This is a genomic window from Candidatus Electrothrix sp., assembly GCF_052785085.1.
In genome coordinates this window covers 57,528-79,437 of the sequence record NZ_JALAAI010000001.1, presented here as the reverse complement: position 1 = coordinate 79,437, position 21,910 = coordinate 57,528, and the positions used below count along the sequence as shown (strand labels likewise).

Annotated in this window: 22 protein-coding genes; 13 read left to right on the top strand and 9 right to left on the bottom strand. The window is 49.4% G+C overall.

From position 1 onward, the window contains the following. Positions 1–189 precede the first annotated feature (189 nt). Together L2082_RS00420 and L2082_RS00415 are read left to right on the top strand one after the other, a co-directional pair. Positions 190–1,170 (top strand): ABC transporter substrate-binding protein, encoded by a 981-nt coding sequence (locus L2082_RS00420; RefSeq protein ID WP_446011171.1) that lies wholly within the window; start codon positions 190–192, stop codon positions 1,168–1,170. 97 nt (positions 1,171–1,267) lie between these two features. Further along, positions 1,268–2,473, top strand: coding sequence for an SO_0444 family Cu/Zn efflux transporter (locus tag L2082_RS00415; protein WP_446011172.1), 1,206 nt, complete (start codon positions 1,268–1,270; stop codon positions 2,471–2,473). Here the strand turns inward: L2082_RS00415 and L2082_RS00410 are convergent, their stop codons facing one another. Beyond that, positions 2,474–3,772 carry a class I SAM-dependent RNA methyltransferase gene (locus L2082_RS00410; protein WP_446011341.1) on the bottom strand — a complete coding sequence of 433 codons (1,299 nt, stop codon included), beginning with the start codon at positions 3,770–3,772 and terminating at the stop codon, positions 2,474–2,476. It abuts the gene before it with no gap. Between the two features lie 193 nt (positions 3,773–3,965). On the opposite strand from L2082_RS00410, the gene tatA (L2082_RS00405) reads away from it, so the two are divergent. Beyond that, positions 3,966–4,148, top strand: a complete 183-nt coding sequence (tatA, locus tag L2082_RS00405; protein ID WP_446011166.1) for a twin-arginine translocase TatA/TatE family subunit — start codon at positions 3,966–3,968, stop codon at positions 4,146–4,148. 52 nt (positions 4,149–4,200) lie between these two features. Further along, positions 4,201–4,455, top strand: a complete 255-nt coding sequence (gene tatA / locus L2082_RS00400; RefSeq protein ID WP_446011165.1) for a twin-arginine translocase TatA/TatE family subunit — start codon at positions 4,201–4,203, stop codon at positions 4,453–4,455. A gap of 74 nt (positions 4,456–4,529) precedes the next feature. Here tatA (L2082_RS00400) and trpS read toward each other — a convergent pair whose 3' ends face one another. Next, entirely contained in the window at positions 4,530–5,498 is a 969-nt protein-coding gene (gene trpS / locus L2082_RS00395) for a tryptophan--tRNA ligase (protein ID WP_446011164.1), read from the bottom strand. Between the two features lie 138 nt (positions 5,499–5,636). After that, complete coding sequence (locus L2082_RS00390) at positions 5,637–5,945, bottom strand: hypothetical protein (protein WP_446011340.1); 309 nt, start codon at positions 5,943–5,945, stop codon at positions 5,637–5,639. A 431-nt stretch (positions 5,946–6,376) separates the two neighbouring features. Here L2082_RS00390 and L2082_RS00385 point away from each other — a divergent pair, with 431 nt between their 5' ends. The 5 genes from L2082_RS00385 to hisD all read left to right on the top strand — a co-directional run bounded on the left by L2082_RS00385 (position 6,377) and on the right by hisD (position 13,041). Further along, the gene (locus L2082_RS00385; protein ID WP_446010778.1) at positions 6,377–7,798 is read left to right on the top strand and encodes a bifunctional metallophosphatase/5'-nucleotidase; all 1,422 of its coding nucleotides are present in this window, start codon (positions 6,377–6,379) and stop codon (positions 7,796–7,798) included. A 17-nt stretch (positions 7,799–7,815) separates the two neighbouring features. Beyond that, the gene (gene mobB, locus L2082_RS00380; RefSeq protein ID WP_446010779.1) at positions 7,816–9,552 is read left to right on the top strand and encodes a molybdopterin-guanine dinucleotide biosynthesis protein B; all 1,737 of its coding nucleotides are present in this window, start codon (positions 7,816–7,818) and stop codon (positions 9,550–9,552) included. 62 nt (positions 9,553–9,614) lie between these two features. Next, positions 9,615–10,748, top strand: coding sequence for a hemolysin family protein (locus tag L2082_RS00375; RefSeq protein ID WP_446011339.1), 1,134 nt, complete (start codon positions 9,615–9,617; stop codon positions 10,746–10,748). A 2-nt stretch (positions 10,749–10,750) separates the two neighbouring features. Next, a complete protein-coding gene (locus L2082_RS00370) occupies positions 10,751–11,254 on the top strand; it encodes a DUF2058 family protein (protein WP_446007821.1) in 504 nt (167 codons plus the stop codon). Between the two features lie 482 nt (positions 11,255–11,736). Beyond that, complete coding sequence (hisD, locus tag L2082_RS00365; RefSeq protein ID WP_446007822.1) at positions 11,737–13,041, top strand: histidinol dehydrogenase; 1,305 nt, start codon at positions 11,737–11,739, stop codon at positions 13,039–13,041. A 912-nt stretch (positions 13,042–13,953) separates the two neighbouring features. On the opposite strand, the gene L2082_RS00360 is transcribed toward hisD, so the two are convergent. Then, on the bottom strand, positions 13,954–14,226 hold the full coding sequence (locus tag L2082_RS00360; RefSeq protein WP_446007823.1) for a Txe/YoeB family addiction module toxin: 273 nt from the start codon (positions 14,224–14,226) through the stop codon (positions 13,954–13,956). After that, positions 14,207–14,479, bottom strand: coding sequence for a type II toxin-antitoxin system Phd/YefM family antitoxin (locus tag L2082_RS00355; protein WP_446007824.1), 273 nt, complete (start codon positions 14,477–14,479; stop codon positions 14,207–14,209). The genes L2082_RS00360 and L2082_RS00355 overlap by 20 nt, the downstream gene beginning before the upstream one ends. Before the next feature lie 100 nt (positions 14,480–14,579). Here L2082_RS00355 and L2082_RS00350 point away from each other — a divergent pair, with 100 nt between their 5' ends. Both L2082_RS00350 and wrbA read left to right on the top strand, forming a co-directional pair. Then, positions 14,580–15,143, top strand: coding sequence for a Uma2 family endonuclease (locus L2082_RS00350; protein WP_446007825.1), 564 nt, complete (start codon positions 14,580–14,582; stop codon positions 15,141–15,143). Between the two features lie 123 nt (positions 15,144–15,266). Beyond that, positions 15,267–15,878: an NAD(P)H:quinone oxidoreductase gene (gene wrbA, locus L2082_RS00345; RefSeq protein WP_446007826.1), complete on the top strand. Its 612-nt coding sequence runs from the start codon at positions 15,267–15,269 to the stop codon at positions 15,876–15,878. 69 nt (positions 15,879–15,947) lie between these two features. Here the strand turns inward: wrbA and L2082_RS00340 are convergent, their stop codons facing one another. Further along, positions 15,948–16,133, bottom strand: a complete 186-nt coding sequence (locus tag L2082_RS00340) for a hypothetical protein (protein ID WP_446007827.1) — start codon at positions 16,131–16,133, stop codon at positions 15,948–15,950. A 288-nt stretch (positions 16,134–16,421) separates the two neighbouring features. Between L2082_RS00340 and L2082_RS00335 the strand changes: the two genes are divergently transcribed. Beyond that, positions 16,422–17,501, top strand: a complete 1,080-nt coding sequence (locus L2082_RS00335) for a sigma-54 interaction domain-containing protein (RefSeq protein ID WP_446007828.1) — start codon at positions 16,422–16,424, stop codon at positions 17,499–17,501. 125 nt (positions 17,502–17,626) lie between these two features. Then, on the top strand, positions 17,627–18,346 hold the full coding sequence (locus L2082_RS00330; protein ID WP_446007829.1) for a hypothetical protein: 720 nt from the start codon (positions 17,627–17,629) through the stop codon (positions 18,344–18,346). On the opposite strand, the gene L2082_RS00325 is transcribed toward L2082_RS00330, so the two are convergent. From L2082_RS00325 to L2082_RS00315, 3 genes are all read right to left on the bottom strand, one after another. After that, positions 18,343–19,416: a hypothetical protein gene (locus L2082_RS00325; protein WP_446007830.1), complete on the bottom strand. Its 1,074-nt coding sequence runs from the start codon at positions 19,414–19,416 to the stop codon at positions 18,343–18,345. The genes L2082_RS00330 and L2082_RS00325 overlap by 4 nt on opposite strands. 259 nt (positions 19,417–19,675) lie before the next feature. After that, positions 19,676–21,631 carry a tetratricopeptide repeat protein gene (locus L2082_RS00320; protein WP_446007831.1) on the bottom strand — a complete coding sequence of 652 codons (1,956 nt, stop codon included), beginning with the start codon at positions 21,629–21,631 and terminating at the stop codon, positions 19,676–19,678. After that, a complete protein-coding gene (locus L2082_RS00315; protein WP_446007832.1) occupies positions 21,628–21,906 on the bottom strand; it encodes a hypothetical protein in 279 nt (92 codons plus the stop codon). The genes L2082_RS00320 and L2082_RS00315 overlap by 4 nt, the downstream gene beginning before the upstream one ends. Between the last annotated feature and the right edge of the window lie 4 nt (positions 21,907–21,910).

Here is a 21,910-nt window from a genome sequence, read left to right as displayed (position 1 = left end):
ATACCAACCATTTCTGTGCTGCCGATAAATCCGAGGACAATCATGACGAAAACAAGCCAGGTTTTTTCACGGGAAAATACGTTACGAAAGCCTGTTAATGAATCATACAAGTAGTTGAGCATACAATTACCTCCTCTGATTTTTTGAAGAAGTTATCTTGTAGCTTATACTGTATGCTTTTTTACAAATTTGTCAAGTTGTCAGAGAACTTACGACTGTAGAGTTATTGAAGATAATGAGTCTAAGGCCGAATCTGCGGTCAAGGCCAATACCAAGCTGATTACTCAGGATGATGTGTTGATTATCGTGGGGCCTCAATCCTCAAAACAAGCCATTCCAGCCGGAGATGTGGCGAATAATTATGAAACCCCGATGATCAGCCCCTGGTCCACCAATCCCGATACCACTGCCAACCGTCCCTATGTTTTCCGGGGTTGCTTTCTTGATCCCTTCCAGGGACCTGTGCTGGCAGATTTTATCACCGATGAATTTCACTTTACCAAGGCAGCTGTGCTCTACGATGTGGCCAGTGATTATCCGAAAGGCCTTGCTGAGTTCTTTAAGAAATCCTGGGAAGAAAAACACGGGCCTGGCTCTGTGGTGGCCTATGAGAGCTTTACCACCAGAGATACGGATTTTAGCTCCCAGCTGACCAAGATCATTCGCTCTGGTGCAGAGGTGCTCTTTACTCCACAATATTATAATGAGGTTGCCCTGATTGTCCAGCAGGCCAAGGATCTGGGCTGGCAAAATCCTATTGTGGGCAGTGACAGCTGGGGGTCTGCTGAGACCATTGAGCTTTGTAGAGAGGCCTGTTACGGCCAGTTTTTCAGCACCCATTATGCTGCTGCCGGGGCCCAAGGTGCGACCAAGGATTTTATTGATCGCTATAAAAACAAGTACGGGTATGTGCCTGATGATGTGGCTGCCCTGACCTGGGATGCGTTGGGGTTGGCCAAGGCTGCTATGGAAGGGGCTGGTAAGTTAACTGGTCAGATAAAAAAAGATCGTACAGCAGTACGTGATGCCTTGGCTCAGGTTAAAGATTTTCAGGGCATCACCGGTAAAATGACCTTTACTGAAGAGGGTGACCCTCAGAAATGTGCGGTCATTGTGAAGATCAGCGACAAGGGCGAGTATGAATTTTATAAGTCGATTTGTCCTGAATAACACCCATCCCTCCCCTTGGGAAGGGGAAATAAAATATGACGGCTGGGCCAGCGGTTCCAAGGAATCAGCTGGTACTTTCATATAAAGAGAGTTTTTAATGTCCTTCCTCTACAATGCCCTTTCTTCCTCCTGGAACCTGCTCAATCAATCAGCAGTCTATATGCTCTTTGGTTTATTGATTGGTGGACTGCTTAAAGAATATCTTTCCCCTACCTATGTGGCAAACCATTTGGGTTCCGGGCGATTTCGTTCAGTATTCAAGGCAGCTTTACTCGGTATTCCTATTCCGCTCTGCTCCTGCGGTGTGTTACCCGCAGCAGCAACCCTGAAAAAACAAGGGGCCAATAACGGGGCTGTGACGGCCTTTTTGATCTCCACTCCAGAATCAGGGGTTGATTCTATTTCCATCACTTGGGCTTTGCTTGATCCGATCATGACTATTGCCCGCCCGGTTTCTGCTTTTATCTCTGCGGCCATTGCTGGTACAGCTGAGAACCTTCTTGCATCTTCCCAGCCAGCCTCCTCAACGCATCAACAGCAACATGAGGTGTCTAAAAAACATTCCTGTGGTTGTGGCTGTGACCAGGAAGAAGAGAAAGAAAAGGCAGGACGAGCTGGCAGGACTGCACAGGGGTTTTTGAGAGAACTCCCTGGTAAACTTACATCAGGGATCAAATATGCAATCTTTGATATCTGGGAAGAGCTGGCAGGCTGGTTTATGATCGGTATCCTGCTGGCCGGAGTCATCACGGTGCTTCTGCCAGATACTTTTATCAGATCATATCTTGGTGGTGGCCTCAGCTCCATGCTCCTGATGCTGGTGATTGGTATTCCTCTCTATATCTGTGCAACTGCTTCCACCCCCATTGCTGCGGCCTTTCTCCTCAAAGGGGTCAGTCCGGGAGCAGCTCTGGTGTTTCTTCTGGTTGGTCCGGCCACCAATGTGACCTCGCTGTCTGTCCTGGTGGGTTTGTTGGGCAAACGGGCTGTGGTTATTTATCTCACCTCAATTGCTTTGGTCAGTGTGATTTGCGGTTTGATCCTGGATGCAGTGTATGGCATGCTCGGTATTTCCGTTATTGCAGCAGTGGCAAAGCACGGTGAAATGATGCCTGAAGAATTGACCGTGGTTGCCAGTATTATTTTGCTCATCTTTTCCATTCGTCCGATAAAAAGGAGTCTTCGACGTCGTTTTGTCTTGAAACAAGGCGGCTGTTGTTCCACCGATGCCAGCTCCTGTGGCTGTGGCGAGGAAATAATGCAGCCCCTGCAATCTTTAGGTGATTTACGAAAAAAGCAATAATTATCGTTCCAGCACAACAACAGACTCAATATGGCTGGTCTGGGGAAACATATCCACAGGAATAACCTGCGTAATTTTATACCCCTGTACGCAAAGGGTGTTCAGATCCCGGGCAAGGGTGGCTGGATCACAGGAAACATAGATGATTTTTTCCGGCTTCAGGCGGGGCAATAAGGCGATGTCTTTGCCTACGCCACTGCGGGGTGGATCAAGAAGGATTATATCTGTTTTTTCTCCCTGATCGACAAGCTGTTGCAGAGCGTCCCGAACATCGGCAACAAAGAAACAGGCTGATATTCCTGCTTGAAGGGCATTCTTTTCTGCCCAATGGATGCTTTCCTGGTTTCCCTCAATACCAGTAATGGTTCCTCCGCAGCATCCAAGGGGTATAGAGAAATTGCCCATGCCGCAGTAAAGATCAAGAACGGTTTTTCCTTGAAGATCGCCAGCAGCTTCGCAGACTACGTTGATTAATTGTTCATTCTGACCAGGATTGACCTGGGAAAAACAGCCTCCTGACCAGGATAAGGAGCAGCTTGTATTGTCGTGCTTTTTAAGCTGAATGTGCTGACTGAGTGGGTCTGCTTGGGGATAAAGGTATTGAAAGCCTTTCAAGCTCTGCCAGCCTATCTGGTGTATTGTTGAGATACTGTTGAGCTTCTGAAGTTTTTGCCGTATGGAAGGCGGCAGTTTTTTCTGTTTATTTCCTTTGAGGACAAGGGTGATTTTTCCATCAGCAGGGGACTCCAGTAGCTCAAGTTCCGGGCAGGTCTGAGCTAAGGGCTGGAGGACTTCGGTCATATTTAGTTCAGCCAGAGCAGAACAAATTCCCTGGCTTGCCACCAGACATTCTGGAATCGGGATAAAGGTATTGCTCCTTTTCTGAAAAAAACCAAGCTGGCCAGAGCTATTGATCTTGAGGCGGAGGCGATAGCGATAACCCCACTGAGCTGGGGAGGCAAGAGGATTATCAACATGCTCTAAGGGTAGTTTGGCACGACGTAATGACTCCTCGACAATACCCTTTTTGATGCGGAGTTGTTCCTGGTAACTGCCATGCTGGAGATCGCAGCCACCGCATTCTTCGTACAAAGGGCAGGAAGGGGTAATTCGGCCTGGAGAGGGCAAGAGGATGGTGTTGATCCGTCCTTCAAGATAACCGGATTTCTTCTTTTCTTCATGCACCACCATATTTTCATCTGCAAGAGTAAGCGGAATCATGATAACCTGTCCCTCTGCTGTCCGGGCCAGTCCTTTGCCACTGGCTATAATTTTTTCAATAGTGACAGTATGTTTCATAGAAAGTCCTGGTAACCTGTTTCGGGAGCGTTCATGGAAAAAATATTGTTGATTTTGCTTTAAAAATATTGTGAAAGCCTGTTGTTTATTGACAGGGAATACCTCTTGGTGCTACAGTGACCTACCGTTCTGTTGCGTACAGGACGGATTATTCTTACTACGTACGAAATAAACTGTAAAGAGGTGAGAGAGTATGTTCGGACTCGGAATGCCTGAAATGATTATCATCCTGGTTATTGTTGTTATTATTTTCGGGGCTGGAAAACTGCCTGAAATTGGTTCTGGTATCGGAAAAGGGATCAAGAATTTCAAAGATGCCACCAAGAGCGATGATGACCCGAAACCCATAGAAGACAGCAGTAGCAAGGAAAGCTGAAAAGATTAAAAAAAATGCTGTTTAATATGGATAACGTGAAGAGAGGACTTGTATGTTCGGACTCGGAACCCCTGAACTTGTTGTTATAATGACTATTGCCTTCCTGCTCTTTGGTGGAAAGAAATTACCAGAGATTGGCTCTGGCCTTGGCAAGGCCATAACTTCGTTTAAAAAGGGACTAGGTGAGGTTGAGGATACTGCTGGCTTGGGAGAAATGACCAAGAAGCTTCCTGGTGTTCGGAAGGTCAATGCGGTGCAGGAAAAGATTGAGAAAGCAAAAAATGTTGGTAAGATGATAACCAAATAGGGGTAATCCCCTGTGATTGTCCAAGAGATCCAAGGCGGTTGGTAGGGCAGACCTCTGTGTCTGCCCGGCCTTGCCTAATACCGCAAGCCCACCCTGTCCCGCACCACAGCCAAAGTTTCGCTGGCCTTTCCCCGTGCTTTGTCAGCACCTTTCTGCAAAATATCCCGTAAATAATCCTGATTCTGCAAGAGTTCTTTTTTCCTGGCTCGGGCATCGGCATAATAATCCCGGATCAGCTCAAAAAGATCCTGCTTCAAATAGCCATAAGCTGCGCCTCCGTTGACATAAAGGTCGTGGACCTCCTTCATCTTGTCTTTAGGGGCAAAGAGTTTGAGCAGGGCATAGAGGTTGCAGGTGTCGGGATTCTTAGGTTCTTCCACCGGGGTTGAATCGGTCTGCACCGCCATAACCTGTTTTCGTAAGGGCTTATCATCTAAAAAGATAGGGATGGTGTTGTCATAGGATTTTGACATCTTTTGTCCGTCCAGGCCTGGAACAATGGCTGTGTTTTCGCTGATTGCCGGTTCCGGTATCACAAAGGTTTCGCCAAAGGTATTATTGAATTTAATGGCAATATCGCGAGCTACTTCCAAATGCTGTTTCTGATCTTTACCCACCGGGACGATTTCTGATTGATAGAGCAGGATATCTGCGGCCATCAGCACAGGGTAGGCAAAGAGGCCATGATTAGCAGCAATGCCTTTAGTGACTTTGTCCTTATAGGAATGGCAGCGCTCCAGCAGGCCCATTGGAGTCATATTAGAGAGGATCCAGGAGAGTTCACAGACTTCGGGCACATCGGATTGGACCCAGAACGTGCATTTTTCTGGATCAAGTCCCAGAGAAAGAAAATCCGCTGCTGCTTCCAGGGTACCGGTGGAGAGTTTTTTCCGATCCTGCACTGAAGTCAGGGCATGGAGGTCAACAATAAAGACATAGAGGTCTGAGGTCTCCATATTGGCGATCATGGTTTTCATCATACCAAAATAATTGCCGATATGAAGTTGTCCTGAGGGCTGAATGCCAGAAAGTATACGTTGCATAGTATTTGCTGATAGGATTGATGATGAATGTATTGATCGGGAGAATATAGCAGTATTTTTTTTCTCTCGCAATAGACATGAGGATCTAAAGAGCCTCATGGCACGATAACGAACCCCATCGTCATAAAGTGGTGATCTTTACTTTCTGTAGAGGTATTCATCGTGACGACGGGCGGTATCATGCGGGGAGGTTCCTTCGTCTAACCCTCGCCCAAAGTTTTCCATCAACTCTCTGGCTTTTTCCAGCTCCATAGGTGTCGATGACGTTGGAGTTTTTTGTTGTGTTGAATAGGTCGTCACATAGGACGCAAGTGCTATGCATACAAGATCCGAGAGTGTTTCGCTTTGCTCGCCTGCGATTTTCTGAACATGTTGGCAAAGTTCATGCGGGATTCGAACACGTAATTCGCTATCTGGTTGCGAAGGCTTTATTTGATGTTTTTGCATAATGTGCTCTTTTGTAATTTTTTTCCAGCTTGGTCGGTTGCTATCCTCTATTCTAAACCGGATTACAGTACGCTGACAAGCTGTTTATCCGTGACTATGCAATGATGCGGTATGTATCCTCATCATGGAGGGATAATTTGGGGCGTAAAAAATGATACACCATGTATGAATATTACGCCCAAATTGATCAGTAGAGTATTTTTTCGCCTGATAATGAAGCTGTTTTGAACGATTTTTTTCAGTTTTCATATTCTCCTGTCCCTGCTATGATGGGTCAGCTTGTCCGAATGATGCCTTTGGATCTACCCGCAAACGTTGGGAGGTCTATTTTTAGAGAAAAAACAAAAGAGTTATGAGCTATGTTTATTGAAAAAAATGTAAGAAAAATTCTTCTTCTCTTTGTTTTTCTGTTTTTATGCAGCTGTGCATTTATGCCACCTGCTGATAACGACAATGAAGTGGCGATCACCATTCTTCAAATGAATGACGTGTATGAGATTGATCCGGTAAATGGCGGCAAAGAAGGAGGGCTTGCCCGGGTTGCCACTCTCCGTGATCAACTTCTCAGGCGCAATCCGGACACGATTACAGTCCTTGCTGGTGATCTTTTCAGTCCTTCGGCTTTGGGGACAGCACCCTATAAAGACGGGCGTCTCAACGGCAAACAGATGGTTGCGACCATGAATGCCTTGGGGCTTGATTACATCACCTTTGGTAATCATGAGTTTGATTTGAAAAAAGGACCTTTTTACGATCGTCTTAAGGAATCTAAGTTTACCTGGATTTCCAGTAATTGTTTTACAGAAAAGAGAGGTACCTTTCCTGGAGTTGTTGAGGAGAAGGTCATTGATATCAAAGGAGTCAAAATAGGCATCTTTGGTCTCACTCTGCCAAAAACACAGACAGATTATGTAACTTATAAAGATCCTTTTGCAGCAGCAGAACAAAAAGTGGCTGAGCTGCGCCCAAAGGTAGATATCCTTCTCGCCCTGACCCATCTCAATAAGGATGATGATATTCAGCTGGCCAGTAGGTTCCCTGAGATTGATCTCATCCTCGGTGGTCATGAGCATGAGAATATGCAGTTCTGGCGGGGTAAGGATTTCACCCCGATATTCAAGGCGGATGCTAATGCCCGCACCGTGTATATTCATAATCTGCGCTATAGTGCAAGCACTGACAAGAAGCTGGACATCTCTTCCGAACTGTACCGAATTACTGATGAGCTGTCTGATCAGCCCAAGACCGCAGCAGTGGTCAAGAAATGGCGGGAGATTGGCTATGCTGGTTTTGGCAAAGAGGGGCTCCAGCCTGACCGGGTTGTGACCACCACTGACGTGGAATTGGACGGACGGGAGGCCAGTGTGCGGAATTTTTCCACTAAACTTACTGATCTCATTGCCCAGGCCTTTCTCTCTGTTTCAGAAGAGGCTCAACTGTCTTTCTACAACGGTGGTTCGATCCGCTTTGATGACATTCTGCCTGCCGGAGATATTACGGAATACGATATTATCAGAATTTTACCCTTTGGAGGGGATATCGTTACCGTTACTATGCAAGGTTCTCTGCTTGAGCAGACTCTCATCCAGGGGAAGGCAAGCAAAGGGGAGGGCGGTTTCCTCCAAACCGGCAATGTCAGTGGCGGAGAAGAGGGGGATCCTTGGTTGATTGGCGGCAAGGAGCTTGATCCAGATACTGAATACGCTGTGGCGGTGCTGGATTATCTGGTAAAGATTGGTGATGATAAACTGAAATTTTTGGTAAATAATCCTGACGTGCCGATCATTGCTGATAATGGGGATGTGCGAAAGGCCCTGATTGCTAAACTGAAAAAAAGATTTTCAGAGCAATAAATTTTTCCCGTTTTTTCATGCCTCCCATCATCACCTTTATAGGCTGGCACGATTCCGGTAAAACCACGCTGGCTGCCCAGGTTGTCCGTTTGCTGAAAAAGCGCGGTTATTCGGTGGCTGTGATTAAATCCACCAAGGACACCGGGTTGCTGCCGAATCAGGAGGGTACCGATACAGGGGCTTATACGCAGGCCGGGGCAGATGCGGTCACTCTGATAGCTCCAGATCTGTTGGTTATGACTGCTGATCGCCCGGAAAAAAATCTTCCTGCCTTGGCCCGGCGTTTTTTTGCTGATATGGATCTGGTGATTGGCGAGGGCTTTAAAGGGGCAGATAAGGTCGATAAGATTGAGGTCTTTAGAGGGCAGGGCATGCGCCTTGCGGAGCAGGTTTCCGGGGTTATTGCCGCGGCAACGGATCAGAAAAGTTTTGATCGGCCCCCTGCAGATTCTTTGGTTTTCCCCCTTAATCAACCCAAAAAAATAGCTGATTTTCTCGAAAAAGAATATATCCGAATACCCTCTGCGCATAGTCGCACGGTTCATTTGATCACAACAAGACAAGGTAGACTTATGAAGAATATGCAGTCATTCACTGTGACCCAACCCACCCGAATTCAGTTTGGTGCAGGCACAGTGCAGGATCTTGGTACAACAGTGAAAGATTTTAACGGGACCAAGGTGCTCTTGGTGGTAGATCCCGGTTTGGTCAAGGCAGGTTTGCTGGAGCGTCTGACAGCCCCTCTGGAGCAGGAAGGTATTCCCTTCACAGTCTATGATGAGATTGACCCGGAACCCGGCCTGAAATTGGCTGATAAGGGTTGCGCCATTGCCCAGGAAGCAGGCTGTGATTGCGTGGTGGGTGCTGGTGGTGGCTCTGCAATGGATGTTGCCAAGGCCATTGCCATTCTGCTGACCAATGGTGGCAAGGCTGTGAATTATCTGGGGCTGGGCCTGATTAAAAAACCAGGTGTGCCCAAGATCATGGTGCCCACCTCTGCCGGAACCGGTGCTGAGGTGACTTTCACAGCTGTGTTCATCAACGAAGCAACAGGCTCTAAAGGCGGCATGAACGGCGACCCTCTCTATCCAGATGCAGCCATCCTGGATCCGGAATTGACTCTGACCCTGCCTGCCAAGGTCACAGCCTATACCGGTATTGATGCCCTGACCCATGCCCTGGAAGCCTATACCTCCACCCAGGCCCATGTCATCTCAGAGATGTATTCCCTGGAAGCCATTGATCTGATCGCCCGCAACCTGCCAGCTGCTTGTGCCAATGGTGGTAATCTTGCAGCCCGTTCAGCCATGCTCATGGGATCGCTGCTGGGCGGTAAGGCCTTGGCCACTGCCGGAGTCGGTCTGGTGCATGCCATGGCCTACCCTATGGGTGGGATGTTCGGGGTGCCGCACGGGTTAGCCAATGCGGTCCTCCTGCCTTATGTGGTTCAATATAATCTGCCGGGTAATTATGAAAAATTTGCTTTGCTTGCTGAGGTGCTGGGACAAAATACAGAAGGCTTATCCCGACGTGATGCGGCCTCCCTCTGTGTTGAGGCACTGTATGATCTGAATGCGGACATAGGTATTCCTGCTACTCTTAAGGATTTGGATATCCCTTTTGATAAGATTCCAGAGATGGCAGAAATTGCCCTGACCGTGACCCGGCCGGTGGAAAATAATCCCCGCCAGCCCTCCCTTGCTGATGTGATTGCGGTGTATGAACGGGCTTATCGGCATGAGGTTGAGGTGTAACTTCGTATTCTTATCGGATGTTGTAAGGGCACGGCACGCCGTGCCCCTACAGGAGGTCTCTTATGCTTTTAGAATTGACTCTTGCTGTCTGTCTGGCAATTCTGGTTTCAGCCTTATGCAGTGTACTTGAGGCAGTACTCTATTCCCTGCCTATGAGCCGCATTGAGATGATGGCAGAAGCTCGACCTGCCACTACTGCTATTCTGAAAAAACTGAAAGATAATATTGATCAACCCATCACGGCTATTCTCACCCTGAACACCATTGCCCATACAATGGGGGCTTCAGTGGCAGGTGCGGCAGCAGCCTCGGTATTTGGAGAGAGTAACCTGATCTGGTTTTCTGTGTTTTTTACCTTGGCGATTCTCCTGCTCTCTGAGATTTTACCCAAGACTGTGGGCGTGGAGTTCAGCAGCCCTTTGGCTCCCTATATAGCCCGTCCTCTTCAGGTGATGATCTTTACCCTCAAACCAATTATTCTGATTTGTCAGGCTGTGACCCGGCTCATACCTAAGTCTTCTGGTTCACTGGTTTCAGCAGAAGAGTTGAGCACCATTGCCCGGCTCAGTCGAAAATCCGGAGAAATTGAACGGGACCAGGAAAAGGTGATTACCAATATTATTGATTTGCGCAATAAGACAGTGCGTCAAGTCATGACCCCACGAACCGTAACCTTTACCCTGAGCAGGGAAATGACTGTGGAACAGGCAGCCCTGTTAACCGATCAATGGCGTATTCACAGCAGGGTGCCGGTCTATGGCAGGGACAGCAATGATGTGGTGGGTATTGTGCTCAGTTACGAGGTCATGCAGGCCGCAGTAGAGGGAAAGCTGGAATGCAGATTAGAAGAGATTATGCATCCGGTTCATTTTGTCCCGGAGATTGCCTTGCTCAATAAGGTAATGCTGGAGTTTTTTGAAAAGAGTCAGCATCTTTTTGTGGTGGTGGATGAATACGGTTCTGTGACCGGGGTGATTAGCCTGGAGGATATTCTGGAAGAGATTATCGGCAGGGAGATTGTTGATGAATCAGATAAGACCCAGGATATGCGGGCCTTGGCCCGGGCTGCCCGGCAAAAGGGTATTGCTGTTGTACTGGAAGCAGAGAAGCAAAGACAGGAAGAGAAAGATCAGGCGGTTCAGAAGCAGGAATCCATTGATGAAGCAAGGATATCAAAGGAAAAACAGAGGAGATAATTATGGGTAACCCTCTTCAGGATCAGCTCCTCAAGGCAGGGCTGGTCAGTAAAAAGCAGGCCAGTAAGGCAAAGCAGGAGCAATATGCTCAGAGCAAAAAAAAGAAAAAGAGCAAGTCCTCCCGAAAGACCGGCAGAAAACCGATCTCAAAGGCAGAGGTGGCTCAGGCTGCTGAAGTGGCGCGTAATAAGGAACTGAGCCGGAAACAGGCTGAGGAGCGAAAGCAGCATGAGTTGCAGGCCCAGATTAAACAGCTTGTTATGAATAATCGGCTGGAACGGGATGATAATGGCCAGGCCTATCATTTTGCCCTGGGAAAAAAAATCCATCGTATTTTTGTGGCTGAGGAGATGATTGACCGGCTTTGTCAAGGCCAGTTAGGCATTGTCCAGCTTGCAGACAGCTTTGAGGTGGTGCCTGCCAAGGTAGTCCGCCAGGTTGCAGAGCGCGATAAAGAGGCAGTGGTTTCTCTGCGGGAACCCAGCGAGGAAGACGACGACTGGTGATTTGATTACGCACAGTGTTTGTAGGGGCGAATCTTGTATTCGATTCGCCCTTGATGAAGAGCAAAAAGGGCAACCGCCGGTTGCCCCTACAGCGTTGGATTCATCGGGTTCGTTGACAACCCCGTCCCTTGGGGCGGGGTTTCTTTGTTTTGTGAGAGAGAATATTGCTGGTTCCCAAGCCGGAGTTTGGGAACCAGGCAAAACCAGGCAAGAAATATAACGCCCTTGTTCGTAACTTCTCAATAAGTGGTGGTAATAAATAAAATCAGGATGTTATAGTAACCAGAAAGATGCATAAGCATAATTCGTGCCGAAACAGCAATATCTTTATTAACAATAGTTTAGCGATTCAAGCCTAACGGCACTGTATAAAATCTCCTGAAAAATATGACATGTAACCTATTGAAATTATAGAACACCACCAGTTATTGAGAAGTTACCCTTGTTCGTAAGGGCTTATTGATATTTCAGAGGAAAAACTTATGACCATTCGTATTGAAAGTTATGCAACAGAGCAGGGCAAAAAGAGCATGGACGGGCTACGAGATCGCTTTGCCCTTGCTGACAGCAAATGCGCCCAAACGGTGACTGATATCCTGGAACAGGTACGTAACCGAGGGGATGAAGCGGTGTTGGAATACACCCGTCGTTTTGATGCACCGGAGTTGAGCCTGGAAGAATTCAAGGTGAGCAAGGAAGAGTTTGCCCAGGCAGCCAAAGAGGTTGATGAAGACTTCATGGCAACCCTGAGTTTTGCTGCAGAGCGGATTCGCCTGTTTCATGAGCGGGAAATGGAAGATTCCTGGATGATGACCCGTGATGATGGCACCATTACCGGGCGCTTGGTTCGGCCTGTGGATTCAGCTGGTCTCTATGTGCCAGGCGGACAGGGCGGTTCCACCCCCCTGGTTTCTTCAGTGCTGATGAACGCTATTCCTGCGGGTATTGCCGGGGTGCAACAGCGGGTGATGATGACGCCACCCAATAAGGAGGGCAAGATTGCTCCGGCCCTGCTCATGGCAGCCAGGGAAGCAGGAATCACCGAGGTCTATAAGGCTGGCTCTGCCTGGGCCATTGCAGCCTTAGCCTTTGGCACGGAATCCGTACCTGCTGTGGATGTTATTGTCGGACCGGGAAATCAGTTTGTCACTGAGGCCAAGCGACAGGTCATGGGCAGGGTGCGCATTGACATGATTGCCGGTCCCAGTGAGGTGCTGATTGTTGCCGATCATGCGGCCAACCCTGCCTATATTGCAGCGGATATGCTGGCCCAGGCCGAGCATGATCCTATGGCCTTGGCCTTACTCCTGACTACGGAAACTTCGGTTGCCGAGGCGGTTAAGGTGGAGTTGGAAAAGCAGCTGCCGAACCTGAATCGGGAGGATATTGCCAGAACCTCCTTGCAGCAGCGGGGCCTGATTCTGGTGGTGAACAGCGTGGAAGAGGGTATTGCCCAGGCGAACGAGATCGCCATTGAGCATCTGGAGCTTCAGGTGGAAGATCCCTGGCAGTGGTTGCCTATGATTAAACATGCCGGCGCGATCTTCCTTGGGCCCCACACCCCGGAGGCAGCGGGTGATTATGTGGCCGGTCCCAATCATGTGCTACCCACTATGGGCACGGCCCGCATTTCTTCAGCCTTGGGCGTGGAGACCTTTCTCAAGAAAAGTTCCATTATCTCATATTCTCGTCAGGCCCTGCTCAACGATGCGGAGCATATCCAACGACTGGCCAATCTGGAAGGGTTGAGTGCCCATGCCAATTCTGTGGGGGTGCGGGTGAAATAAGGGACGTGGAGCTGGTGCCGTGTTTGCCTGGGGTGTTATCCCAGGATGGCTAAATACAGCCCCTTCTGCTCTGAAGGGCAAACCGGGAGAGTAGGGCAATCGGGTCAGAGGGAGCCGAAGCTCCCGTCTGCCCACAGAACCGTGCGTACGGGTCCGTACACGGCTCCTCATGTTACTTTTGTTTACAAACAGTACAACTAAAGCTTCTTAAGTTCGCAAACCTTTCCCTTTATCTCATTTGCTTTCCATTTGGGTTGCTATTTCATCGTTCCGTACTTGCTTTGTTATAAGAAGATTTATACGTTTCTTCTTCAAAGAAAGTTCCGATGGCTGAACTCGTAACAACCACAATATTGAGATTCCGGTTCTCAATAACATGCTTCACCCTTCGGCTCCAGCATCTCTGCCACTTTCCGATAGTTTTACCCTCAGATACGTCACCGCATCATCATCGGCTACCGATTTTACGCCTACTATGGCTTCATCTGAAGACCCTCTGTCCATAACGGGAACATTGCTGCCCCGCTTAGGGTACGGCTGTCGCAGTTACAACCGACCCGGCATGCAGACGGCCCTTCACCGGGTAAGATCACGCACTTTCATTGCCCACCTACCTCCTTTACCCGGCAGAGTTACGAAAAGGATATCGGGTTTCGGTGGTCGTTGGCACCTCACCCCTCTGCAAAGCCTACCAGAGGTTCACACCAAGTTTAGGTGGCAAATTTGACTAAGGCTTCCTTCAGATCCTTCATTGGCTCATACTCACCGGTTTATCCCTCCTCGGGCAGCTCACATGAGTTTCTTCGGGCACCCTTGCCTTCGTCTACATATTCCCTCCTTTCAGGGTTATGACTGGACTTTCACCAGCTAGTTCGTGACCATGCCGGTCGCACAACGGCGTGCCGTGCCCGTTTATCTGATGTTGTCGTAATGTCCACCAATGGCGAAAATAGAGATGCTCTGCTCATCAAAGGTGTAGATCAGGCGATCTATATGGGAGATCCTTCGTGACCATAGGCCGGTTAGGTTGTGTTTCAAAGGCTCCGGTTTTCCAAGGCCCTGAGCAGGGTCATTTCGTTGCATTTCCTGGAGAATGCGACAGAGATTTTTATGCACCCTTTTGTCCTTGCTCCGCAGTTTTTCGTACTCGGCCCAGGTCTTGCCCTCAAAGATTATTGATCTCATCAAGCTGCTCCTTGGTTGGCGAATAACCTTTTCCGCTTCGATGGGTTCCAAGAGATTGCTTGATCTGCTGCATAAGCGAGGTGTTTTGGAGAACGTAGAGGGTCTCCTGAATCTGCTCCCAGTCTTCTGCCCCGATGATCACAAAGTCTTTGCCGCGTTTACGGGTTACCCGCAGGGGCTCATGGTTAGTGATGCTTTGGTCTGCGCAACTTTTTAAAGCGGCTCGAAATTTATTTGCTGTAATTTCACGCATGATTATGTTCCATAATTGAGAGTTGCTATTGTTTGTATGTACTGTATTACAGTACCATATGGATAGGCTTGTATCAATTGAGAAATAGGAAAACTGGATTATGAAAGCACAAGCAGTACACGAAAACGTAAGCGTTCAGGACTACCTTGCCGGAGAGCAGCAGACCGAGATCCGACATGAATACATCAACGGCACCACCCATGCTCTAGGCGGGGCAAGTCCGTCCCACAACCTGATTGCTGGCAATGTGTTTGTCGCCCTCCATGCAGCGGCCCGCAACAGTCCGTGTCAGGTCTTTATGGCGGACATGAAGGTGTACCTCAACATTGCGGGAGAAGATGTCTTTTACTACCCGGACCTGCTGGTCAGCTGTGACCCGGAGGATAACGAAGACTATTACCGCACCCGTCCCTGTTTGATCGTTGAGGTGCTTTCGCCGACAACCGAGCGTATTGATCGGCGGGAAAAATTCATGGCCTATACCTCGCTCCCCTCATTGCAAGAGTATGTCCTTATTGCTCAGGATCGACAGGCGGTTATGGTCTTTCGGCAAAAAAAGAGCTGGAAGCTGGAGTTGTTTCAGGGCGGGGAGCAGTTTTCTTCTTCTAATTGCCTGAAGTGTACGTTACCGCTTGTGGAGGTTTATCACGGGGTGGAGTTATGAGCTTCTTTCCCCTGTCTCAGAAAACCTTTGCAACCTCGTAACGTTTCCTGTATTTGTTGTAAGCATCTGGCTCATAAACACTGTGAGCTCCAATACACGTAACAGGGAGATAGGGAGATTATCATGAAAGTATTGATTGTGTACTACTCAATGTACGGACATATCTACAAAATGGCACAGGCCGCTGCTGAAGGGGCGAGATCAGTAGATGGTGCTGAGGTGGTGTTGCGTCGGGTACCGGAAACGCTGCCCCAGGAAGTGTTAGAAAAAATGGGTGCTGACCATGCCCAGAATGAGCAGGCAGATATCCCTCTTTGTACCGTCGAAGAGCTGGGCGAGGCAGATGCGGTTATTTTTGGAACCCCAACCCGCTTTGGTAATATGTGCGGGCAGATGCGGCAATTTCTTGACGCAACCGGTCAACTGTGGATGCAGGGGGCCTTGGTGGGTAAGCCGGGAAGTGTGATTACAAGCGCAAATACCCAGCACGGTGGTCAGGAATCCACGCTCCTGAGTTTCCATATTACGTTGTTACATCAGGGCATGGTCATTGTCGGTCTTCCTTATTCTTTTCAGGGGCAAATGACAACAGAGGAGATCACGGGTTGTTCCCCTTATGGCGCATCTGTTGTTGCAGGCCATGACGGCAGTCGACTTCCCAGTGACAATGAACTTGCCGGGGCCCGGTTTCAGGGAGAACACGTTGCGCAGATTGCGAAAAAATTAACAGCCTGATTGTGCTGCCTTACTGCGCTGCTTTGGCAGACCCGGAAAGACCCATGCCAAAGCAGCAATCCCTTCTGACTAATACTCTTCTTCCTCTTCAAAATAGAGTTCTTCATCGTAATCAAAAGAATCCAGGATAACAGGATTAAGGCTCATTAACTGGAATTCTTTTTGACAATCCTCGCAGTACACCTCGTCGCCTGGCTCATGATCGTAATAGATTCTGATCCTTCCATCACAGCTCGGACATCTCTTGGTTTTCATAATGCCTCCTATAGCAGGTAAAAGCAGGTAAAATAATTCCTGAGCATTTATAGCAAACTCTATGCCGAAAGATAAGATGTTGTTATTATGAGGTCGAAAGATGCGGTGCTGGCAGGGCCAGGAACTCAAAGTTCCTTTGCATTGCCCTTTTCAGGTGATCAGTAAACAGGAAAAAGCAAGGAAGAGCCTATTAAATCCTTGCATATCAGACAAGGGCAAGATATTACGAACTCTTGGTTCGTAGTATTACCAAAAAGGAACACACAGTTCATATTTTCATGAAGCCTTATGCGTGATGTGATCAACAATAAGCTCAATAATGCACAGCAGGTGCAAGCTGGGCTTGACGCTCTTCAAGAGCCATTCCAGGATCAGGGTTTTTCCCCTTTTGTCCAGACACAATGTCCGGCCATGGAAAAGGTGTTTGCAGATGTCCGGGCCGTGGCCTTGACAAAGAGCACTGTGCTGCTCACTGGCGAAACCGGAACCGGCAAGGGTGTGTTGGCCCGCCTGCTCCATAATTACAGCAACCGGCGTGATGAGCCTTTTATCCAGGTGCATTGCGGGGCAATTCCTGATACCCTGCTGGAAAGCGAGCTCTTTGGGCACGAGAAAGGGGCCTTTACCGGTGCAATCAAAAGGAAACAGGGCCGATTCGAGATGGCGAATAATGGCACGGTGTTTCTTGATGAGATCGGCACCATCACTCCGGCAGCCCAGATTAAACTGCTCCAGGTTCTTCAGGATGGTGTCTTGCAACGGATAGGCAGTGAACAGGAAACCAGTGTGAATGTCCGGGTTGTTGCGGCAACCAATGAGAATCTGAAACAGCTCTGTGAGGAAAAGGCCTTTCGAAGCGATCTCTATTACCGGCTCAATGTCTTTCCCATTGAACTGCCCCCGCTACGAGAACGCACCCAGGATATTCCTGGTCTGACCACAGGCTTTATCCAACGATTCAACCGGTTCTATACAAAAAACATTACCGGGATCCACCCCCAGGTTATTGATGCCTTTCGCAAGTATTCCTGGCCAGGAAATATTCGAGAGCTGGAGAATATTATAGAGCGTGCCTGCATTATTGAGCCTTCTTCTGTGCTCTCGCCAGACAGTTTTCCGGCAGAGCTCTTTATCAATCAGGATGGTTCCCTGACCCACATTCAGATGGACACTATGTTCTCTTTGGCAGAAGTGCGAAAGCGGGCAATTGAGGAGATTGAGCGATGTTACCTCAAGCAGGTCTTGACCAGTACCCAGGGGAAGATCAACCGAAGTGCAGAAGCAGCAGGCGTCAGTACCCGGCAGTTGCATAAGTTGATGAAGAAGTATGGTTTGAAGAGGGAAGAGTTTACAAAACCGTCTTTGTAAATCTGTGATGAGGATGCCGATATGCATGTATCTGTTGCTACAGCGAGACAGGGAATCCTGGAGCGTGCTGTTCAGTGTCCTCAGCGCATACAGAGGACGATCACCTTTATTTGGAGCAAAGAGAAATGAACGATCTGAAGTTGTCTGATAATGGGAGAAATGTGTTTAACTTCCCGGAAGCAATCCCTGGCCAGTTCATTATCACGGACAAGGAGCTTGACCAGAATGTGTATGAGCAGTTCATGACTGAGCTGGAATGGCTTGATCCTCAGCCGGATTACGCCATGTTGCTTCGTCAAGGCCAAGAGCTGTCCGGTAGGGCGTTGTCTCTTGCTCAAAAAAAGAATATTCTGGCACAACTCGCCCGCTGGGGTACGGTAGATGCCTATCAGCTTGTGCAGAAGTATTGCAAGTGCTGTGATTCATCCCTCGAACCCTGGAGTCAGGTAGCCCTGTATGAATGTCGGATGCGGATGGAGTCGGACCTGCTTGATGAGCCTGTGGGCCTGATCTCAACCGGGCTGGGTGGAGATGGTGAGCGGTTGCGCTATATCTTTGTCCTTGCCTTGCAAGCGGAGTGTCCGGGAGAGGAAAAGCAGCAGGAGATGCGGGAGGCCTTGGATATGGTCTGCCGAAAGCATCGTTCGCGTGTGGAAGAGTTGCAATTCCATCCTTCTTATCTTTTCGTGCAGGTGCTTGTGCCGATAGATGTTGCGGCCGGAAAGGTGATTGAAGGCAGTATCGCCCGGTTGAATCGGCAGGAGGAGCAGGTAGGACAGAACTACATGGCCACTAACGTTGCTGTGCCGACCGAGGAGGAGATACAGAAGTTTCTGGGTGGTTAGAGCCGAATATCCAGCACATCCACCAGTCGTCCGCTGTAGCTGTTCCTGACTGTCTCCTTTAAGGCGGCATAGTCATTTACCCGGATGCTGAGGCTGCTGACAGCCGAGTCCGCAAAGCCCGGCAGGGTGCATCCGCCATTCTCACGCACCGGCACGACAGTGCCTGTCCTTCCCTTTTCCTCCATATCCAGCAAACTGAAGAGCAGCACCTTCTTGCGGTGGTCAAGGATGACCTGAATGCGGAGCGTCTCGTTCGCTGTCACCGTGCCGCCAATGACCGAGACATAAGGGCTGGCCGCGTTGCCGGTGAGGATGCCGTGCTCTGGCGGATCAGGCTGATTCAGGCCGCTCAACGTAAGGGGGCTGCGCAGCATCTGTCGGCAGGCGCCGGTACGCAGAGTACCGTGCGCGCTGTAGCGGGTCGAGACTGAGACCGTGTACTCGTTATTCCACGGCTGGCTCTGGGCAGGGATGTCAGGTATGAGCATGATGCTGCTCTTCTCAATCATGCCAAAGCGGCTCTGGACGGCACTGCCGCTCTCGGTGCCCTTGATGAGACACTGGCTGTCGGGCTGCTTGGGGTCAAAGTCCAGATTGCGGCCCCCGAGCCGGAGCATGCCATCAGGATTCAGGACATTGTCCAGGTCGAGCACCGCATCGCGGGCCGTGCTGATCACTGGTTTCTTTTCGCGCACAGGCAGGCGTTCTGTGCGGGCGGATTGACGGATAGCCCTGGTAAAGGGCGGTGAGATGCGCACATTGACATTCAGGCATTGATCAATCGGCGGCAGCGGGTCGTTCGGGTGGTTCAGCCTGCCGCTGAAAGAGACAAACCAGCTCCAGCTCCCCTCCTTGGTCACCTGCTCACCGTTGAGGAGTCGCTCCTGCACGGCCTTGTCCTCGGCCCGGAGGATGGTCAGGATGTCTGCCTTGCTGAAGTTGGGGTGCTGCAGGGCGATGTCGGCAGCGATATCCTCAATGCCTGCTGAGCTGCGAGGCACGGCAAGGATGCGCCAGGACGGGGGAGTGGTCATTGCGTTTACTTCGGGTCGCCATTGGATTGTCTGCATGAGGGGCCTCCTCTTTGATGTATTTGGTTGAGAGAGTCGGACGAGTTTATAATGACGTATCGTAAGGCGGGCGGAGGAGGGTGTCAACCAGTTTGCAAGGAAGGGTTCCACTATGGTGGAAAGGATGGTTGCACTGTAGTGGAACTGGGATTTGGACTATAGTGGAAAGAGTAGTTGCACTATGGTGTAAGGAATGGTTGGACTATAGTGGGGATATGTTTCGTAAGGACGTTTCGCGAAATGCCCTTACCTTGCGCCGCTATGCTTCCTTCGCCCCTTGCCGTTTTGCCCGCACCTGTGCCAATCCCTCGCGCCATTCTTCCAATTTGGGATGACCGATCTCCTCTTCAATCCGCACGGCCTGGCTGATGTATTCCTCTGCCTTGGCAAGGTCGCCCATGTCTTCGTAGGTGCGACCGAGGTTCCAGCAGCTTTGCGCCTCCCCGGCCCTGTCTCCCAGCTCGCGTCGGATTGCCAATCCTTGTTTTAAATACTCCAAGGCTGATGACCTATTGCCTTGAGTACGGTAAATTGCGGCTATGTTGGTTAAGGCTGCACTTTCACCGATTCTATCGCTGCTCTCCATGCTGATAGGCAGGCTTTGTTGTAAATAGGTCAATGCTGTTTCATAGTCGCCTATCTTCATATAAACCATAGCCATATTATTTAATGTTGTGCCTTCTCCAACCCTGTCACCTGCCTCTCGCTGCATCATCAGACTTTGCGTGTAACATTGCAAAGCCTGTTCATAATTGCATTGTATGTCATAAATGAGACCGATATTATTCAGAGTAAGACTTTCGCCCTGTCTGTATCCCCATTCACGATGAATCAGCAAACTCTGCTCGTAATATTCCAGTGCTCTTGCATACTCACCGAGCTTCCAGCAAGTTTCACCTAATTCATTGAGACACCAGCTTTCATCTCGCCTCTCTTCTTTCAACCTTGCCGCATTCAATCTCATGCTTACAATGGTCAGCTTTTCTGTCCAATATCCCTGTCGGTCTAAGTAAATGATAATTGCTCGTACCAAGGCTTGCACTTCATCCAACAGCCTACTGTTCAGGCAGCTTTCCGTAAGGCGCAGGCAGTGCGCCCTTTCTTTGTCCAGGCAGGCATAGCCCTCCAATCCAGCTTGGCTTTGTTCCTCGCAGAAATAAATATAATAGGCAGCCAGCCGCTCCAAGCTCTCCTTGCTCAAAGCCAACTCGGTGCGAGAGTAGGTATGAATCAGCGCATGGCTTATCTGCCAGCGTTCCTCCTTGCGCTCCATCATGCCATAATTGACCAACTCGTTTAATGCCTTGCGGCCTCGGCGTTCATCGCACTCAAATATGGCACCAACCGGTTCAGAAGCAATCGGCGCAAAGGCCAAGCAACCTGCCGCGCCCAGCGCAAGTCGGGCATCATCGCTCACCTGAGCTACGCTGCGGCGCAGCAGCAAGGCTGCATTCTCTTCTTGATGAGAACCGCTACCCAGCTCCTTGAGTGGCTCCCTTTCTATCCAGTGCAGGTAGTCCGCCGCACTCTCGCCCGTGCTTCTGAGATACCGACCAGCGAGTTGCAAGGCTACTGGCCATCCGCCAAGAATGTTGCAGATACCCTGCACGCTTGCATCATCATCTACCTCCCCGCTATACTTGCGAAATGCCTCTGCTGCCTCTTGCTCATACAGCGGTGTAAGATCAAGCCGGAAACCCAGCGCATCTGATCTTTTCCTACTGGTGATCAATACTCCGCATGTGCCACCCAGTCTAAGCATGGTTGGTAAGTCGTCTGCTTCCTCCGTACCATCCAAGATAAGCAGCATCTTTCTACCCGCCAAGGCAAGCAGCACAGCAGTTTCCAAAGTCGGCTCAGGTTCAATATTCAAAGATTGGGCAATATGTTTTAAGGCATGTGCTATTTCTGGCTGATGGTAAAAACTATGGGAGATAATGCCATCCGGGAACCTGCTTTCTTCCAATTTATGCACCGCCTGAGCTGCCAATGCACTTTTACCTATGCCGCCCGGTCCGCAGATGGTTATAATCTTGCCGGGACGCAATGACTCAAAGAGCAGGGCAAGCTCTTCTTCACGACCGACAAAACAGTCATTAGGTAGAGGAAGTTGACATGGGACTTGAGAAGGCTCAGGAATGTAGCAAGCAATGGTTCCATCGCCTTGCGCAATATTGACGTCTTTCGTGCCGAAGGAAATGGACTTGTTTATCATATCTTGATCCTCTTAAACAGTAGTATTTCAAGCTCAAGATAAGCAGCTTGATCAGCTAGCTCATCAGCGCGAATCTCTCTGAAACACTCTTGCAGTTCCTTTAAGTGTTCAGCAAGCCGCTCTGCTCTCATGTTTGCTCTTTCCTCTTCTCGAATTGCCCGTGTATAATCTTCTAACGGAACACCCTGATAAACGACACTTCCCCGATCTTTGGCAACAGACTGAGGCCCCTTGGCGGAAAAATTATCTCCATGAATTTCATCTTGTTCGCCCATGCGA

Excerpts from the sequence above, each read along its gene's own strand:
- L2082_RS00415 (WP_446011172.1), top strand. The coding sequence starts at position 1,268 with ATGTCCTTCCTCTACAATGCCCTTTCTTCCTCCTGGAACCTGCTCAAT.
- L2082_RS00410 (WP_446011341.1), bottom strand. The coding sequence starts at position 3,772 with ATGAAACATACTGTCACTATTGAAAAAATTATAGCCAGTGGCAAAGGA.
- tatA (WP_446011166.1), top strand. The coding sequence starts at position 3,966 with ATGTTCGGACTCGGAATGCCTGAAATGATTATCATCCTGGTTATTGTT.
- tatA (WP_446011165.1), top strand. The coding sequence starts at position 4,201 with ATGTTCGGACTCGGAACCCCTGAACTTGTTGTTATAATGACTATTGCC.
- trpS (WP_446011164.1), bottom strand. The coding sequence starts at position 5,498 with ATGCAACGTATACTTTCTGGCATTCAGCCCTCAGGACAACTTCATATC.
- L2082_RS00390 (WP_446011340.1), bottom strand. The coding sequence starts at position 5,945 with ATGCAAAAACATCAAATAAAGCCTTCGCAACCAGATAGCGAATTACGT.
- L2082_RS00385 (WP_446010778.1), top strand. The coding sequence starts at position 6,377 with ATGCCACCTGCTGATAACGACAATGAAGTGGCGATCACCATTCTTCAA.
- mobB (WP_446010779.1), top strand. The coding sequence starts at position 7,816 with ATGCCTCCCATCATCACCTTTATAGGCTGGCACGATTCCGGTAAAACC.
- L2082_RS00375 (WP_446011339.1), top strand. The coding sequence starts at position 9,615 with ATGCTTTTAGAATTGACTCTTGCTGTCTGTCTGGCAATTCTGGTTTCA.
- L2082_RS00370 (WP_446007821.1), top strand. The coding sequence starts at position 10,751 with ATGGGTAACCCTCTTCAGGATCAGCTCCTCAAGGCAGGGCTGGTCAGT.
- hisD (WP_446007822.1), top strand. The coding sequence starts at position 11,737 with ATGACCATTCGTATTGAAAGTTATGCAACAGAGCAGGGCAAAAAGAGC.
- L2082_RS00360 (WP_446007823.1), bottom strand. The coding sequence starts at position 14,226 with ATGAGATCAATAATCTTTGAGGGCAAGACCTGGGCCGAGTACGAAAAA.
- L2082_RS00355 (WP_446007824.1), bottom strand. The coding sequence starts at position 14,479 with ATGCGTGAAATTACAGCAAATAAATTTCGAGCCGCTTTAAAAAGTTGC.
- L2082_RS00350 (WP_446007825.1), top strand. The coding sequence starts at position 14,580 with ATGAAAGCACAAGCAGTACACGAAAACGTAAGCGTTCAGGACTACCTT.
- wrbA (WP_446007826.1), top strand. The coding sequence starts at position 15,267 with ATGAAAGTATTGATTGTGTACTACTCAATGTACGGACATATCTACAAA.
- L2082_RS00340 (WP_446007827.1), bottom strand. The coding sequence starts at position 16,133 with ATGAAAACCAAGAGATGTCCGAGCTGTGATGGAAGGATCAGAATCTAT.
- L2082_RS00335 (WP_446007828.1), top strand. The coding sequence starts at position 16,422 with ATGCGTGATGTGATCAACAATAAGCTCAATAATGCACAGCAGGTGCAA.
- L2082_RS00330 (WP_446007829.1), top strand. The coding sequence starts at position 17,627 with ATGAACGATCTGAAGTTGTCTGATAATGGGAGAAATGTGTTTAACTTC.
- L2082_RS00325 (WP_446007830.1), bottom strand. The coding sequence starts at position 19,416 with ATGCAGACAATCCAATGGCGACCCGAAGTAAACGCAATGACCACTCCC.
- L2082_RS00320 (WP_446007831.1), bottom strand. The coding sequence starts at position 21,631 with ATGATAAACAAGTCCATTTCCTTCGGCACGAAAGACGTCAATATTGCG.
- L2082_RS00315 (WP_446007832.1), bottom strand. The coding sequence starts at position 21,906 with ATGGGCGAACAAGATGAAATTCATGGAGATAATTTTTCCGCCAAGGGG.